This window comes from Brachybacterium equifaecis (assembly GCF_023509525.1).
Taxonomy (GTDB): Bacteria; Actinomycetota; Actinomycetes; order Actinomycetales; family Dermabacteraceae; genus Brachybacterium; species Brachybacterium equifaecis.
This window is the reverse complement of record NZ_JAKNCJ010000010.1, coordinates 37071-51528: the sequence shown is the minus strand read 5'-3', so window position 1 is coordinate 51528 and position 14458 is coordinate 37071. Positions and strand designations below refer to the sequence as shown.

General features: G+C 72.1%; 13 protein-coding genes. 10 read left to right on the top strand and 3 right to left on the bottom strand.

What is annotated here, in order from left to right:
- Positions 1 to 16 precede the first annotated feature (16 nt).
- Entirely contained in the window at positions 17 to 466 is a 450-nt protein-coding gene (locus Bequi_RS12910; protein WP_249738352.1) for a succinate dehydrogenase hydrophobic membrane anchor subunit, read from the bottom strand.
- Positions 467 to 470: 4 nt separating this feature from the next.
- A complete protein-coding gene (gene sdhC / locus Bequi_RS12905; protein ID WP_249738351.1) occupies positions 471 to 851 on the bottom strand; it encodes a succinate dehydrogenase, cytochrome b556 subunit in 381 nt (126 codons plus the stop codon).
- 204 nt (positions 852 to 1055) lie between these two features.
- Here sdhC and Bequi_RS12900 point away from each other — a divergent pair, with 204 nt between their 5' ends.
- The 8 genes from Bequi_RS12900 to Bequi_RS12865 all read left to right on the top strand — a co-directional run bounded on the left by Bequi_RS12900 (position 1056) and on the right by Bequi_RS12865 (position 11263).
- Positions 1056 to 2243: a mannose-1-phosphate guanylyltransferase gene (locus tag Bequi_RS12900; RefSeq protein ID WP_249738350.1), complete on the top strand. Its 1188-nt coding sequence runs from the start codon at positions 1056 to 1058 to the stop codon at positions 2241 to 2243.
- Between the two features lie 43 nt (positions 2244 to 2286).
- Positions 2287 to 3534 (top strand): amidohydrolase, encoded by a 1248-nt coding sequence (locus Bequi_RS12895; protein ID WP_249738349.1) that lies wholly within the window; start codon positions 2287 to 2289, stop codon positions 3532 to 3534.
- Positions 3535 to 3724: 190 nt separating this feature from the next.
- The gene (locus Bequi_RS12890) at positions 3725 to 4840 is read left to right on the top strand and encodes a BMP family lipoprotein (protein WP_249738348.1); all 1116 of its coding nucleotides are present in this window, start codon (positions 3725 to 3727) and stop codon (positions 4838 to 4840) included.
- A gap of 198 nt (positions 4841 to 5038) precedes the next feature.
- Positions 5039 to 6610 carry an ABC transporter ATP-binding protein gene (locus Bequi_RS12885; RefSeq protein ID WP_249738347.1) on the top strand — a complete coding sequence of 524 codons (1572 nt, stop codon included), beginning with the start codon at positions 5039 to 5041 and terminating at the stop codon, positions 6608 to 6610.
- The gene (locus Bequi_RS12880; protein WP_249738346.1) at positions 6607 to 8055 is read left to right on the top strand and encodes an ABC transporter permease; all 1449 of its coding nucleotides are present in this window, start codon (positions 6607 to 6609) and stop codon (positions 8053 to 8055) included. Before Bequi_RS12885 ends, Bequi_RS12880 begins: the two co-directional genes overlap by 4 nt.
- Complete coding sequence (locus Bequi_RS12875; protein WP_249738345.1) at positions 8052 to 9401, top strand: ABC transporter permease; 1350 nt, start codon at positions 8052 to 8054, stop codon at positions 9399 to 9401. Before Bequi_RS12880 ends, Bequi_RS12875 begins: the two co-directional genes overlap by 4 nt.
- A 49-nt stretch (positions 9402 to 9450) precedes the next feature.
- The gene (locus Bequi_RS12870; RefSeq protein ID WP_249738344.1) at positions 9451 to 9885 is read left to right on the top strand and encodes a cytidine deaminase; all 435 of its coding nucleotides are present in this window, start codon (positions 9451 to 9453) and stop codon (positions 9883 to 9885) included.
- A gap of 70 nt (positions 9886 to 9955) precedes the next feature.
- On the top strand, positions 9956 to 11263 hold the full coding sequence (locus Bequi_RS12865) for a thymidine phosphorylase (RefSeq protein ID WP_249738343.1): 1308 nt from the start codon (positions 9956 to 9958) through the stop codon (positions 11261 to 11263).
- Positions 11264 to 11265: 2 nt separating this feature from the next.
- On the opposite strand, the gene Bequi_RS12860 is transcribed toward Bequi_RS12865, so the two are convergent.
- Positions 11266 to 12357 (bottom strand): NUDIX domain-containing protein, encoded by a 1092-nt coding sequence (locus tag Bequi_RS12860; RefSeq protein ID WP_249738342.1) that lies wholly within the window; start codon positions 12355 to 12357, stop codon positions 11266 to 11268.
- An 88-nt stretch (positions 12358 to 12445) separates the two neighbouring features.
- On the opposite strand from Bequi_RS12860, the gene deoC reads away from it, so the two are divergent.
- On the top strand, positions 12446 to 13111 hold the full coding sequence (deoC, locus tag Bequi_RS12855) for a deoxyribose-phosphate aldolase (protein ID WP_249738341.1): 666 nt from the start codon (positions 12446 to 12448) through the stop codon (positions 13109 to 13111).
- Between the two features lie 91 nt (positions 13112 to 13202).
- Entirely contained in the window at positions 13203 to 14435 is a 1233-nt protein-coding gene (locus Bequi_RS12850) for a DUF2330 domain-containing protein (RefSeq protein ID WP_249738340.1), read from the top strand.
- Positions 14436 to 14458 lie beyond the last annotated feature (23 nt).

The window sequence follows — 14458 nt, the reverse complement described above, 5'->3', positions numbered from 1 at the left end:
CAGGAGGTCTCCAGGATCACTCGGAGCAGATGGACGGGAGCAGGTCGAGGTTCGCTCCCGCGGGGCACGGATCGAAGGTGAGGATCACCAGGGTGCCGAGCACGATGGTGGTGACCACCGCGAGGTACAGCGCGCCCTTGAGGACCAGGCGCAGCGTCGAATTGCGCGCGTAGTCGTTGATGATCGTGCGCACGCCGTTGCCGCCGTGGAGCATCGCGAGCCACAGCATGGTGAGGTCCCAGATCTGCCAGAACGGGCCTGCCCACTTGCCGGCCACGAACGCGAAGTCGATGCGCTGCACGCCCTCGCCGAGCCAGAGGTTCACGAACAGGTGCCCGAAGACGAGCACCAGGAGGACCACTCCGGAGAAGCGCATGAACAGCCACGAGAGCATCTCGCTGTTCACGCCGCGCCGGTCCGTGCGCTGGTAGCGCGTGGTCGGGTCAGGGATCTTGGTCGCAGTCATGCGATCACCACCATCCGAACATGTGGCCCAGCTGGCGGGGCACGAAACCGATCATGAGCAGCACCCACGCGGCGACCACGCCGTAGAACAGTGCGCGCTGGTGCTTGGTGCCCTGGGACCAGAAGTCGACCAGGAGCACGCGGACGCCGTTGAGGGCGTGGAAGAGGATCGCTCCCACGAGCCCCATCTCGCCCAGTCCGAACACGATCGTCTTGTAGTGCCCGATGACCTCGTTGTACGCCTCCGGGGACACGCGCACGAGCGCGGTGTCCAGGACGTGCACGATGAGGTACAGGAAGATGAGCATTCCTGAGATGCGGTGGGCGACCCAGGACCACATGCCCTCGCGTCCGCGATAGAGCGTCCCGGCCTCGGCTGATGCCACGGAGTCCTCCGATAGAGATATGAGTGCCGAGCGGCTCGGGTCCTGGCGCAGTCCAGGGGAGCACCCGCGAGGTGACGCGGCGACATCATCATCGCGCTCGGCGTGGGGCCTTGCCACCCTAGCATCGCGCCGGGGCCGGGCCGGGACGCCGCGGGCGGCCTGTCCGAGGGGCGCGAGGGTGCCTCTCGCCACTACCCTGGGTGCATGTCCGATTCGCCTGCCCCCGCCTCGCCGTTCGTCCCCGTGGTCCCGGCGGGAGGTGCAGGGACGCGCCTGTGGCCGCTCTCGCGGGCCGCCCGGCCGAAGTTCCTGCTGGACCTCACCGGTGCCGGCGAGTCCCTCCTGCAGCAGACCCTGCGGCGCCTCGCACCGCTCGCCGACCGATCCCCGATCGTGGTCACCGGCGCCGCGCACGAGGCGGCTGTGCGGGAGCAGTCAGGGGAGGGCGTGCGCGTGCTCGCGGAGCCGTCGGCCCGGAACTCCATGCCCGCCATCGCGCTCGCAGCGGCGCTGGCCGCGCGCGAGGACGAGGACGCGGTGATCGGCTCCTTCGCGGCCGACCACCTGATCCGCGACACCTCCGCCTTCGAGCAGGCGGTCCGGAGCGCGCACCGCGCGGCGGAGCTCGGCTATCTCGTGACCCTCGGCGTGCAGCCCACCCATGCCGCCACCGGCTTCGGCTACATCGAGCAGGCCGCGGAGGGCTCCGCCCTCGTCGGCCCCCTGCCCGACCTCGCGGGCACGGGCGCGCGGCCCGTCGCCGCCTTCGTCGAGAAGCCGGACCTCGCCCGCGCCGAGGAGTTCCTCGCGAGCGGCCGCCACTCCTGGAACGCCGGGATGTTCGTGGTCCGCGCGAACGTGCTCCTCGACGCGCTCGCCGAGCAGATCCCGGCGCTTGCCGACGGGGCCAGGCGGATCGCCGCGGCCATCGGCACCGACGCGGAGCAGCAGGTGCTCGCCGAGCTCTGGCCCACCCTCACCTCGATCGCGATCGATCACGCCCTCGCCGAGCCCCTCGCCGCGCAGGGCCGCGTCGCCGTGGTCCCCGCTCCGTTCGACTGGGACGACGTCGGCGACCTCGCAGCCCTCGCCCGGCAGCTGCGCGAGCGGGGGAGCGCCGACGGGACCGATGGAGGCGACGGGGCCGACGGGGCCGGTCCCGTCCCCTCGGCCGAGGGGATCCGCGTGCTCGGCTCCGCACGGACGCTCGCTCTGGACGCCCAGGCCACCGTGTACGGTTCCTCGGAGCGCCTGATCGCCCTGGTGGGAGTGGAGCGGCTGAGTGTGGTGGAGACCGACGACGTCCTGCTGATCCTCGCCGACGACCATGCCCAGTCCCTGTCCTCCCTCGTCAAGCGGCTCGAGGGAGAGGGCCTCGGCGACCTGCGCTGACCCGCTGCGGCACGGTGCCGCGGCGGCAGCGGAAGGATCCCCGGTGACCCAGCTCGATCGCAGCACCCTGCCCGCCTCCGACCTGGACGGGATCCTCGGCGAGGGCGGTCTGATCCGCCGCACTCTCGAGGAGCGCCGCGAGGAGCTGACGGCCGTGCGCCGCCATCTGCACCGCCACCCCGAGCTCTCCCACGCCGAGTTCGAGACCACGGACTACGTCGTCGCACAGCTCGAGAGCCTCGGCCTGCAGCCGGTGCGGATGCCGCGCACGGGCGCGATCTGCGACATCCCGGGCTCGGATCCGGCCCTCGCCCCGATCGCCCTGCGCGCCGATATGGACGCGCTCGGCATCCCCGAGCTCACGGACTCCCGCTTCCGCAGCCAGGTGGAGGGCGTCTCGCACGCCTGCGGGCATGACGTCCACATGAGCGCTGTTCTCGGCGCCGCGATGGCGCTCATGAAGGCAGCCGAGGCGGGCGCCCTGCGCCGGACCGTGCGACTGGTCTTCCAGCCATCCGAGGAGCGCCATCCCTGCGGCGCCCTCGAGCTGATCGGGGAAGGGGTCATCGAGGGGATCGATTCGATCCTCGCCCTTCACTGCGACCCGAGCGTCGAGGTGGGGCACGTGGGCCTGAAGCCCGGCCCGATCACGTCCGCGACGGACCCCGTGCGCATCGAGGTGCGCGGGGCGGGCGGGCACACCTCCCGCCCGCATCTCACCCAGGACCTCATCTACGCTCTCGGCACCCTCACCACTCAGCTCCCTGCGGCGCTGACGCGGCGCATGGATCCGCGCAGCGGGGTGAACCTCACCTGGGGCCAGATCCACGCGGGCAGCGCGTTCAACGCGATCCCCTCCTCGGGGGTGCTCGAGGGGACCCTGCGGTGCCTCGACCACGAGGCGTGGGACCGCGCCGAGCAGCTCCTGGAGGAGCTGTGCGCGGAGATCGGCCGCATGTGGGGCGTCCAGATCGACGTGCAGCACGACCGCGGCGTGCCTCCGGTCTCGAACGATCCGTCCATGGTGCGGATCCTGGAGGACGCGGTCGCGATCGCCTACGGCCGCGACCGGGTCGACTCCGCGCGCCAGTCCCTCGGCGGCGAGGATTTCGCCTGGTACCTCGAGCAGGTGCCCGGCGCGCTCGCCCGGCTCGGCACCCGCACTCCCGGCGGCAGGGCTTACGACCTCCACATGGGCGACTTCACCGTGGACGAGCGCGCGATCGTGATCGGCGCCGACGTCCTCGCGCACGCCTGCATCCTGCGCGACAGCCCCCTCCAGGCTCTCTGAGCCGAGGCGCCGGGGGCGGGCCGACGGGCGCTCGCGGGCGCGGGCCGGATAACGGTTCGGGAACGCTCCGCCCGAACGGACCGCCCGCCGCGTCCGCGGCGGCTAGGGTGATCTGAGTGCAGCCTGGCGGAGTCCTGAGAGATCCCGCCGCTCCCGTCTCCGCCCCGCTCGACCCGTCCAGGAGGACACGTTGAAGACCCTGACCCGCTCGCTCGCCTTCGTGGGCGTCAGCGCCCTTGCCCTCACCGCCTGCGGCTCCGCTCCCGAGACCGCCGGCTCCGGCGGCAGCGACGGCGGCGCAGCCGCCGGCTCCGACTTCAAGGCCTGCATGGTCTCCGACGAGGGCGGCTTCAACGACAAGTCCTTCAACGAGTCCGGCTACACCGGTCTGAAGGCTGCCGAGAAGAACCTCGGCATCACCACGCAGACCGCCGAGTCGACCGATCCCTCTCAGTTCATCTCCAACATCGACCGCCTGGTCGACCAGGACTGCAACCTGATCTACACGGTCGGCTTCATGCTGGCCCCCGCCACCGGCTCGCAGGCGCAGGCGAACCCCGACGTCGAGTTCGCGATCGTCGACTCCACCGCGCAGGACGCCGATGGCAACGCGATCGAGGTCGACAACGTCAAGCCCATCTCCTTCGACACCGCCCAGGCGGCCTTCCTCGCGGGCTACGTCGCCGCCGGCACCACGACGACCGGGAAGGTCGCCACCTACGGCGGCATCCAGATCCCCACGGTCACCATCTTCATGGACGGCTTCGCCGACGGCGTCGCGAAGTACAACGAGGTGCACGGCACCTCCGTCGAGGTCCTCGGCTGGGACAAGGCCGCGCAGCAGGGCTCCTTCACGGGCGACTTCTCCGACCAGGCGAAGGGCAAGGCCCTCTCGGACACCTTCTACTCGCAGGGCGCGGACATCGTGATGCCCGTCGCCGGCCCCGTCGGCTCCGGCACCCTCGCCTCCGCCAAGGAGGCCGAGGGCCGCTACGTGATCTGGGTCGACTCCGACGGCTACGAGTCCGTGAGCGACGCCGACGCCAAGCCCCTGATCCTCACCTCGGTGATGAAGGGCATCGGCGCCGCGGTCGAGGACGTCGCCACCGACGCCACCTCCGACAAGTTCAGCAACGAGCCGTACGTCGGCACGCTGGAGAACGGCGGAGTGGGCATCGCGCCGTACCACGACCTCGAGTCCAAGGTCCCCGCGGAGCTGCAGACCGAGGTCGAGCAGCTGCAGAAGGACATCATCGACGGCACCATCACCGTCGAGTCCGCTGCCTCCCCGCATAACCTGTCCTGATCCCGGGCGCGCGGATGCGCGCCTGATCGACGCTGCGGCGGCCCCCGGGAGGGATCCTGGGGGCCGCTGCCGCGTCCGAGCACGATACGATCGGCCGAGCCCGGCATCCCCGCATCGCCGCGGGGGCGGACGGGCTGACCATCCCCGTCCCCCCGTCCCATCCAGCGCCGTGCGGCGCGCTGGAGGAAGTGAGCAGGCGTGAAGCTCGAGCTCCGAGGGATCACCAAGGTGTTCGGCACCTTCGTGGCCAACGACTCCATCGACCTCGTGGTCGAGCCCGGCGAGATCCACAGCCTCCTGGGCGAGAACGGCGCCGGCAAGTCCACGCTGATGAACGTGCTCTACGGCCTGTATCAGCCTGACGGCGGCCAGATCCTCCTGGACGACCGCCCCGTGCAGTTCAGCGGGCCGGGCGATGCGATGCGCGCGGGGATCGGCATGGTGCACCAGCACTTCATGCTCGTGCCGCCCTTCACCGTCGCCGAGAACGTCGTGCTCGGCCACGAGCCCACCAAGGGCGGTCTGCTCGATCTTGCGACCGCGCGGCGCACCGTGCGCGAGATCTCCGCGCGCTTCGGCTTCGACCTGGACCCCGACGCGATCGTCGAGGAGCTGCCGGTCGGCGCGCAGCAGCGCGTGGAGATCATCAAGGCGCTCTCGCGCCGCGCGGAGATCCTCGTCCTCGACGAGCCCACCGCCGTGCTCACCCCTCAGGAGACCGACGAGCTGATGGCGATCATGCGCCAGCTGCGGGACGAGGGCACCTCGATCGTCTTCATCACCCATAAGCTGCGCGAGGTCAAGGCGGTCGCCGATCGCATCACCGTCATCCGCCGCGGCCGCGTGGTCGGCTCTGCGGATCCCAGCGCCGATCAGACCGAGCTCGCCTCGCTGATGGTCGGTCGCCAGGTCGCGCTCACCCTCGACAAGGCTCCGGCCGAGCCCGGCGACACCGCGCTGCAGGTGCGCGGCCTCACCGTGACCGACGAGGCGGGCGTCACGACTCTCGACGGGGTCGATCTCGACGTGCGCCGCGGCGAGGTGCTCGGCATCGCCGGAGTGCAGGGCAACGGCCAGACGGAGCTCACCGAAGCGCTCCTCGGGCTGCAGAAGAACGTGCGCGGCTCGATCCTGCTGGGCGGCGAGGAGATCGTCGGGCGCAGCACGCGCCAGGTGCTCGACGCGGGCGTCGGCTTCGTCCCCGAGGACCGCACGCACGACGCCCTCGTGCCCGACTTCAGCGTCGCCGAGAACCTCGTGCTCGACCAGCACCGCCGCCCGCCCTTCGGGTCCGGGCTGTCGCTGAAGCTGAAGGCGATCCACGAGCGCGCGAAGGAGGCCGTGCGCGAGTACGACGTGCGCACCGGATCCGTCGACTCGGCCGTCTCGACGCTCTCGGGCGGCAACCAGCAGAAAATCGTCATGGCGCGGGCCCTGGGCCGGGACCTGTCCCTGTTCATCGCCTCGCAGCCCACCCGCGGAGTGGACGTCGGCTCGATCGAGTTCCTGCACCGCCGCATCATCGCCGAGCGCGACAAGGGCACCCCCGTCATCATCGTCTCCACGGAGCTCGACGAGATCACGCAGCTCTCGGACCGCATCGCCGTGATGTACCGGGGCTCGATCCTCGGCATCGTCCCGGGCGACGAGGACCGCGACGTGCTGGGCCTGATGATGGCCGGCTACACCGTGGAGGCCGCGCGCGAGGCCGTCGCCGGCGGCGCCCGCACCACCGACACCCAGCTCGTGGATGAAGGAGAGATCGTATGAGCCAGGCCATCGAGGGGAGCGCGCGACCGGTCGCCCCCGGCACCGCCAACGAGCCGACCCCGCCGGCGAGCGAGGAGAACGCACGCCGCGAGGACGCCGCGACGCTCCTGCAGCGCATCGCGCGCGGGAACGTGCTCGTGGTGGTGCTCGCGTTCGTGTTCGCCTTCCTGATCGGCTCGATCCTGATCCTCGTCGCCTCGGCCGAGGTGCGGGCCGCCGCCGGGTATCTCTTCGCCCGGCCGGCCGACACCTTCCGCGCCGCGTGGGACGCGATCACCGGGGCGTACGCGGCGATGTTCCGCGGCTCCGTCTTCGACCTCCAGGGGTTCACCCGCGTGCGCGAGGACCTCGAGTCGCGCGGAGGGTCGGGCAGCTACGTCTGGGGCCCCGCCCTCCTGCGCGGCTTCAAGCCGCTGCTGGAGACGCTCACGGTCGCGACGCCGCTGATCATCGCCTCGATCGGCATGGCCGTCTCGTTCCGCTCGGGACTGTTCAACATCGGCGGCACCGGCCAGCTGATCGTGGGCGCCGTGGCCGCCGGATTCGTGGGCTTCGCCGTCTCGCTGCCCCCCGTGATCCACGTGCTCGTGTGCATCGCGGCAGCGATCATCGCCGGCGGCCTCTACGGCGGCCTCGCAGGGTTCCTCAAGGCCCGCTTCGGCGCGAGCGAGGTCATCACCACGATCATGCTGAACTGGATCGCGGTCTACGGTCTCGCCTACGCGCTGACCACCTCCGCGTTCACGGGTGCCAACAAGGCGCAGCCCACCTCGCCCTCGGTGGGGGAGAACGCGGTGCTGCCCCTCATCGCCGGCTCGCAGAACCGCCTCCATCTGGGCCTGCTGATCGCGGTGCTCGCGGCCGTGTTCCTGTGGTGGCTCATGAGCCGCTCCGCGATGGGCTTCCGCTTCCGCGCCGTGGGCTCGAACCCGCGCGCCGCGGAGGTCGCGGGCATCGACGTGGGCCGCAGCGCCATCGGCGTCATGTTCGCCGCGGGAGCGCTCGTCGGCCTCGCGGGCGGCGTGCACATCCTCGGCACCGAGCACCGCCTCACCGGCAACGTCGCGGGCTCCATCGGCTTCGACGCCATCACGGTGGCGCTCCTCGGCCGCTCCGGCCCCCTCGGCATCGTCCTGGCGGGCATCCTCTTCGCGGGGCTGTCCACCGGCGGGCGCTTCATGGAGTCCAACCAGTCGGTCCCACTGGACCTGGTGCAGGTCATCCAGGCCCTCGTGGTGCTGTTCATCGCGGCGCCTCCGCTCGTGCGCTACCTCGTGGGCCTGCGCTCCGTGGATCGCCCGGGAGCCCCGCGTGCCCGCGGCCGACGCGCCGCCTCCCCGGCGGCAGCGGCTCCGGCCCCATCCGGGTCGTCGGCCGCCCCCGCCTCCTCCTCCGCTCCTGAGCCCCGCTCCGCCGGGACCGACACGAAGGGAGGGACCGCATGAGCACCGCGGTCCAGGACCCCGCCCGCCCCGCCGCGCCCTCCTCGGAGCCGCGCGCAGCTGCCCCCGCTGCAGAGCGCCAGCGCTCGTGGTGGCACCTCCCCGCCGGGCTCACCGTGCTCGCGCTCGCCGCGCTGCTCGTGTTCGGCCTGCGCGCCCCCGTCGGCCGCGGCACCTCGTTCCGCATCGCCGCACCCGGAGATCTGAACCCGGGCGGGATCCTGCCCGGCGACGTCGCCCTGCCGGCGGGCGGCACCGCGATCGTCTGCGCGATCCTGTGCCTGCTGATCGCCGGGGTGCTGTGGTTCTTCGCGGCGACCTCCCGCGCCCTCGGCCGACGCGCGCGCATCGCCCTGATCGTCGTGTTCGGACTGCTGTGGATCACGGCGTTCCTCGCCTGGGCGTTCTCCGGCAGCACCGTGGACCTCGGGTCCCTGCTGCAGACCATGATGGTGCTCGCGGTGCCGCTCGCCTTCGGCTCGCTCTCCGGCGTGCTGTCCGAGCGCGCGGGCGTCGTCAACATCGCGATCGAGGGGCAGCTGCTGTTCGGGGCGTTCGGTGCGGTGCTCGTGGGCTCGCTGACCGGGAGCGTGTGGCTGGGCCTGATCGCGGCGCCGATCATGGCGCTGGTGATCGGCGCTCTGCTCGCCCTGTTCGCCATCGGCTACCAGGTGCAGCAGATCATCGTGGGCGTCGTGCTGAACGTCTTCGCGATCGGCATCACGAGCTTCTTCTACGGCACCGTGATGCAGCAGGATCCGACCCGGTACAACCAGCCGATGCGCCTGCCGATCATCTCCATCCCCGTGCTGTCGGACATTCCGGTGATCGGCCGCGTGCTGTTCGAGCAGAACATCCTGGTCTATCTGATGTGGATCATCGTCGCGGTGCTGACGGTAGCGCTGTTCCGCACCCGCTGGGGGCTGCGCGTGCGCAGCGTCGGAGAGCACCCGCGCGCGGCCGACACCGTCGGCATCGACGTGAACCGCACCCGCTGGTCCAACGTGCTGCTCGGCAGCGCCGTCGCGGGCCTCGGCGGAGCGACCCTCACGATCGGCACCGGTGTCGCCTTCGGCGAGGAGATGAGCTCCGGCAAGGGCTACATCGCGCTCGCTGCGATGATCCTGGGCCGCTACCACCCGGTCGGGGCGCTCCTCGCGGCGCTCCTGTTCGCCTTCGCCGACGCCCTCCAGCTGCGGCTCGGCACCCTCCCTTCGGGGAGCGGCGCCGGGATCCCGAGCCAGTTCCTGCTCATGCTCCCGTACATCGTGACCCTGTTCGCGGTGGCCGGAGTGGTGGGCCGCGTGCGCGTCCCCGCCGCCGACGGCGAGCCCTACGTCAAGCAGTGACCTCAGCGGCCGGTTCCGGCAGGGGCGGGGATCTGGGAGCATGAGTGCCATGAGCGAATCCCAGCCCGATCCCCGCCTGCCGGACGGCTTCGACGAGCTGATCGTCGCCGCGCGCGATGTGGCCGAGCGTGCCTACGCGCCCTATTCGCGCTTCCGCGTCGGTGCGGCCGCGTGGACCAGCGACGGCCGCATGGTCACCGGCTGCAACGTCGAGAACGCGGGCCTCGGCGTGACGCTCTGCGCCGAATGCGGACTGATCAGCGATCTGATGGCCGGAGGCGGCGGGAAGATCGCGCGGTTCGTGTGCGTCGGCGGCCCGGACACCCTTCAGCGGGACGATCGCCCCGTGTGCATGCCCTGCGGACGCTGCCGGCAGCTGCTCGCGGAGCACGCCGCACAGGACTTCGTCATCCTCACCACCGCAGGCCCGAGGTCCCTCGAGGACCTGCTGCCTCTCGCGTTCGGCCCTGCCGACCTCGGCTGACCACCGGCCGATGCGCCCGCGCCGAGGCCCCGCCTCCGAGCGCCCCGATCCACCACTCCCGAGGAGCCCCATGAACGAGTCACCCCGCACCGCTGAGGCGTTCGACGCCGTCGACGTCATCCGCGCCAAGCGCTCCCGCGAGCGCCTGAGCGACGCGCAGATCGACTGGGTCATCGACGCCTACACCCGCGGCGTCGTCGCCGAGGAGCAGATGGCGGCGCTCGCCATGGCGATCTTCCTCAACGGCATGGACCGCAGCGAGATCGCGCGCTGGACCGCCGCGATGATCGCCTCGGGGGAGCGGATGGCCTTCGCCTCCCTCTCCAAGCCCACGACCGACAAGCACTCCACCGGCGGCGTGGGCGACAAGATCACCCTGCCGCTCGCGCCGCTCGTCGCGACCTTCGGCGTGGCGGTCCCGCAGCTCTCGGGCCGCGGGCTCGGCCACACCGGCGGCACCCTCGACAAGCTCGAGTCGATCCCCGGCTGGCGCGCCGACCTCACGAACGCCGAGATGATGGCGCAGCTCGAGGGCGTCGGCGCGGTGATCTGCGCGGCCGGCTCCGGCCTCGCTCCGGCCGACAAGAAGCTCTACGCGCTGCGGGACGTGACCGGCACGGTCGAGGCGATCCCGCTGATCGCGAGCTCCATCATGTCCAAGAAGATCGCCGAGGGCACCGCCTCCCTCGTCCTCGACTTGAAGACCGGCGCGGGCGCGTTCATGCGCGATGAGGCCGACGCCCGCGAGCTCGCGCGCACGATGGTCGACCTCGGCACCGACGCGGGAGTCCGTACGGTCGCCCTGCTCACCGACATGTCGGCGCCTCTCGGCCGGACCGTCGGCAACGCGCTGGAGGTGCGCGAGAGCGTCGAGGTGCTCGCAGGCGGCGGCCCCGCCGACGTCATCGAGCTCACCGTGGCGCTCGCCCGGGAGATGCTGGCCGCCGCCGGCAAGCCCGATACGGATGTCGAGGCCGCGCTCCAGGACGGTCGCGCGATGGACACGTGGAAGCGGATGATCGCAGCCCAGGGCGGGGACCCGGATGCCGCGCTGCCCGTTGCCCGCCACACCGAGGAGCTGCGCGCGAGCGAGGACGGCGTGGTCACGGGGCTCGACGCCATGAAGGTCGGGGTCGCCGGCTGGCGCCTCGGCGCGGGCCGCTCGCGTCCCGGCGAGGCCGTGCAGTTCGGCGCCGGGGTCGAGCTGCACAGGGTGATCGGCGAGGAGGTGCGCGCAGGCGACCTGCTCGCGACCCTGCACACCGACACCCCGGAGCGCTTCGCTCGCTCGCTCGAGGCGATCGACGGCGCCTGGGAGATCGGCTCCGGGGGCGCAGCGCCCGCCGAGCGCAGGATCGTGCTCGGCCGCATCGCCTGAGCTCAGCGCAGGAGGTCCAGCAGGCGCGGCACGATGTGATCCTGCATGAGCGGGGCGAGGCGCCGCCCCGCGGGCGGGTCCTCCAGCGGGCACCAGATCGCGTCCTCGATCTCCGCCTGCACGGTGACGTCCCGGGGGAGCGTGTCCATCGGAGCGAGGAACACCGTGGCGAGCACGCGGGTCGCGGGCTCGTTGGCCGCGGGGGCGACGAACTCGCCGAGCAGCTCCAGATCCTCGGGCTCGAGCGCCACATCGAGCTCCTCGATGACCTCGCGCACGGCGCAGTCCGCCGCGCTCTCGCCCGGCTCGAGCTTCCCTCCGACCTGCATGTACGAGCCGGTCCCGCGCTTGCGCACGGCGAGCAGCTCGAGGCCTCCCGGCCCCTCCCGCAGGAAGCACACGGCAGAGATGCGCAGCTCCTGCTGCGCGAGAGCGGTGGGTCGCGAGGAGCGCTCCGCCTCGGCGATGTCGGCCAGGGCGCGCAGCCGTGCGAGACCGCTGCGCATCCCCACCTCGCGCATCCCGGCTCCGCGCCATTGGGCGATCCGCTCCTCCTGCTCTCGGGCGAGCCCCCAGCCGCGGCGCACCAGGGTGAGCGGGGGCTTGCGCGACTGCGAGAGGTCCCGGGCCAGGCGCAGCCCGAACACGAGGGGAGCGGGACGATCGAGCACGATCGCATCCGCCAGCAGGCCCGCGGCCTGCAGCGGAGCGACGAGCTCGGAGGCGAAGATCCCCTCGGCCACGATCAGCGGGGCCTCGCCCACCTCGAGCGCGCGAGAGCCCGTGCGGCGGGACTCGGGGATCGAGTACTGGGGGATCACGGCGGCGCCGTCGTGCGCGAGGGCGGTGAGCGCCTCGAGCGCTGCCGCGGCGTTCCAGGAGAGCGGATCATCCCAGTCGACGATGCCGAAGCGGCGGGGGAGCGCCTCGTCGTCATGATCCCGGTAGAACTCGTCCAGCGGCACCAGCGGCAGCCCGCTGCGCAGCGTCATCACGCCCTTGCCGCTGCCGGAGGGGCCCGCGACCAGCACGATCCGGCGCGGAGCGGGGAGGCTGGAGGGGGCAGGCGCTGAGGCCGGGCGCTGGGAGCTCACGGAGAGAGATTCTAGGTCAGGCGCCGGCGCACGAGCCTGCGGCGGGGCGTGTTTGCAGGCCGGGTGGGCGCGTGGAAGAGTCCTCCCCATGAACAGCATCGATGCCGCCGCCCTCGCCGCCATGATCGACCACACCCTCCTGAAGCCGGAGGCGACCCGCGAGGACGCCGCCGCCCTCGCCCGCGAGGCGGAGGAGCTGGGCACCTACTCGATCTGCGTCTCGCCCTCGATGCTGCCGATCGAGACCTCGGTGAAGGTCGCGACCGTCTGCGGCTTCCCGTCCGGGCAGCACGCCCCGGAGATCAAGGCCGCCGAGGCGCGCGACAGCGCCGCCAAGGGCGCCGACGAGGTCGACATGGTCATCAACGTCGGCCTCGCCCGCGCGGGCGAGTTCGACGCTCTCGAGGCGGAGATCCGCGCAGTGCGCGAGGCTGCGCCTGCCCCGGTCGTGCTCAAGGTGATCATCGAGTCGGCGGCGCTCAGCGATGACCAGATCGTCGGCGCCTGCGAGGCCGCCGAGCGCGCCGGAGCCGACTTCGTGAAGACCTCCACCGGATTCCACCCCGCAGGCGGTGCGAGCGAGCACGCGGTGGCGCTCATGCGCCGCACCGTCGGCGATCGCCTGGGCGTGAAGGCCTCCGGCGGCATCCGCACCCGCGAGGCGGCCGAGGCGATGGTGGCCGCGGGCGCGAACCGCCTGGGCCTGTCGAGCTCGCGCGCGATCCTCGAGGGCGGCACCGGCACCGGGTACTGACCTCGCCGCCTCGGCCGCAGTCCGCTCCCGGCCAGGTCACGCTTCGGCAACCTTCTCCCCGCAGGAGGCGGGCGTGTGCTCTGCTGATGCCATGACCACGATCACAGCACCTGCGCGACGCGGACTGACCGCCCGCCGCGAGGGGCGCATCCCGTCCCTCCTGCTCGGCATGCTCCTCGTCCTGGCGACGCTCGGCATCGGCGCTGCGAGCCCGGCGGGCGCGTGCGCCTGCGGGGTCGTCGCGGTGCCGGGAGGGTCGGCGTCTGCGGAGGTGCTCGCCGAGACCGCCGTGCTGTCGCGGAACAGCGAGACCGGCATCGAGACCATCGTCATGGGTCTCGACCTCGATGAGAGCGTGCCGGGCGCGACCCTCCTCATGCCCACCCCGGGCGTGCCCGAGGTGCGCGCTGGGAGCACGAGCACCCTGCGGGAGATGATCGCGGCCACCGCCCCGCGCGAGGAGATCGAGCTCGATCTCTGGGGGAAGGACGACCGCTATGGCAACGGCAGCGGAGTCGGCGCTCCCGCCCCGACCGGCTCAGCCGTGGAGGTGCACTCGGTCCAGCGCATCGACGATTTCGACGTCGTCGTGCTCGGCGGAGACGCCGCGGGCGTGACCGCATGGCTCGGGCAGAACGGGTTCGTCCTGCCGGGCGCCGTGCTCCAGCATCTCGAGCAGTACGCGGTCGAGGGCTGGACCTTCACCGCCGTGCGCTACGCCGCGGATGCTGACCTCTCCGACGAGTCCGCGCCGCTGCGCTTCGACTTCCCGAGCGCGCAGCTGATCTACCCGATGCGCCTCTCCCAGGCGGCCTCGAGGGACCAGGAGGTGCACCTGTTCGTGATCGGCGAGAGCACGGTGAGCCGCGCCGATGCCTCCGCCGGCGCGCAGAGCGTCGAGCGGCCCTTCCTCTACGACCCGGCGATGCTCGACTGGATCTGGGCCGACGAGACCCTGCGCGAGCTGGTCGGCGTGCCGGGACCCGACTCCGGCCGCTACACCTCCGAGCGGCCCGAGGTCACCGAGATGATCATCCAGGGCGCTCCCGAGACCTTCACGACGGACATCGTCCTCGAGGACGACCCGGACGCCGAATGGACCTACCCCACGTACACGACGGTCCGCACCGTCGAGATCGCGGGCATCCCCGTCGGCTGGCTCCTGGTCGCGAACGGCGTCATCATCACCGGGCTCCTCGCCGCGCTCGCCGTGATGGCAGTCCTCCTGGCCGGCTCCCGCGGCCGGGGGACCGGCCCTCGCGGGGCGGAGCTGAAGGCCGCGACGGCGCGGGCCGAGGCCGAGCACGAGGCCGAGAGCCGGTGACGCACGAGGGGCCCCGACGATGT

What these genes read in the sequence shown, in the direction of transcription:
- Bequi_RS12875 (WP_249738345.1), top strand. Translation starts at nt 8,052, where the DNA reads ATGAGCACCGCGGTCCAGGACCCCGCCCGCCCCGCCGCGCCCTCCTCG.
- deoC (WP_249738341.1), top strand. Translation starts at nt 12,446, where the DNA reads ATGAACAGCATCGATGCCGCCGCCCTCGCCGCCATGATCGACCACACC.
- Bequi_RS12910 (WP_249738352.1), bottom strand. Translation starts at nt 466, where the DNA reads ATGACTGCGACCAAGATCCCTGACCCGACCACGCGCTACCAGCGCACG.
- Bequi_RS12900 (WP_249738350.1), top strand. Translation starts at nt 1,056, where the DNA reads ATGTCCGATTCGCCTGCCCCCGCCTCGCCGTTCGTCCCCGTGGTCCCG.
- Bequi_RS12865 (WP_249738343.1), top strand. Translation starts at nt 9,956, where the DNA reads ATGAACGAGTCACCCCGCACCGCTGAGGCGTTCGACGCCGTCGACGTC.
- Bequi_RS12880 (WP_249738346.1), top strand. Translation starts at nt 6,607, where the DNA reads ATGAGCCAGGCCATCGAGGGGAGCGCGCGACCGGTCGCCCCCGGCACC.
- Bequi_RS12850 (WP_249738340.1), top strand. Translation starts at nt 13,203, where the DNA reads ATGACCACGATCACAGCACCTGCGCGACGCGGACTGACCGCCCGCCGC.
- Bequi_RS12870 (WP_249738344.1), top strand. Translation starts at nt 9,451, where the DNA reads ATGAGCGAATCCCAGCCCGATCCCCGCCTGCCGGACGGCTTCGACGAG.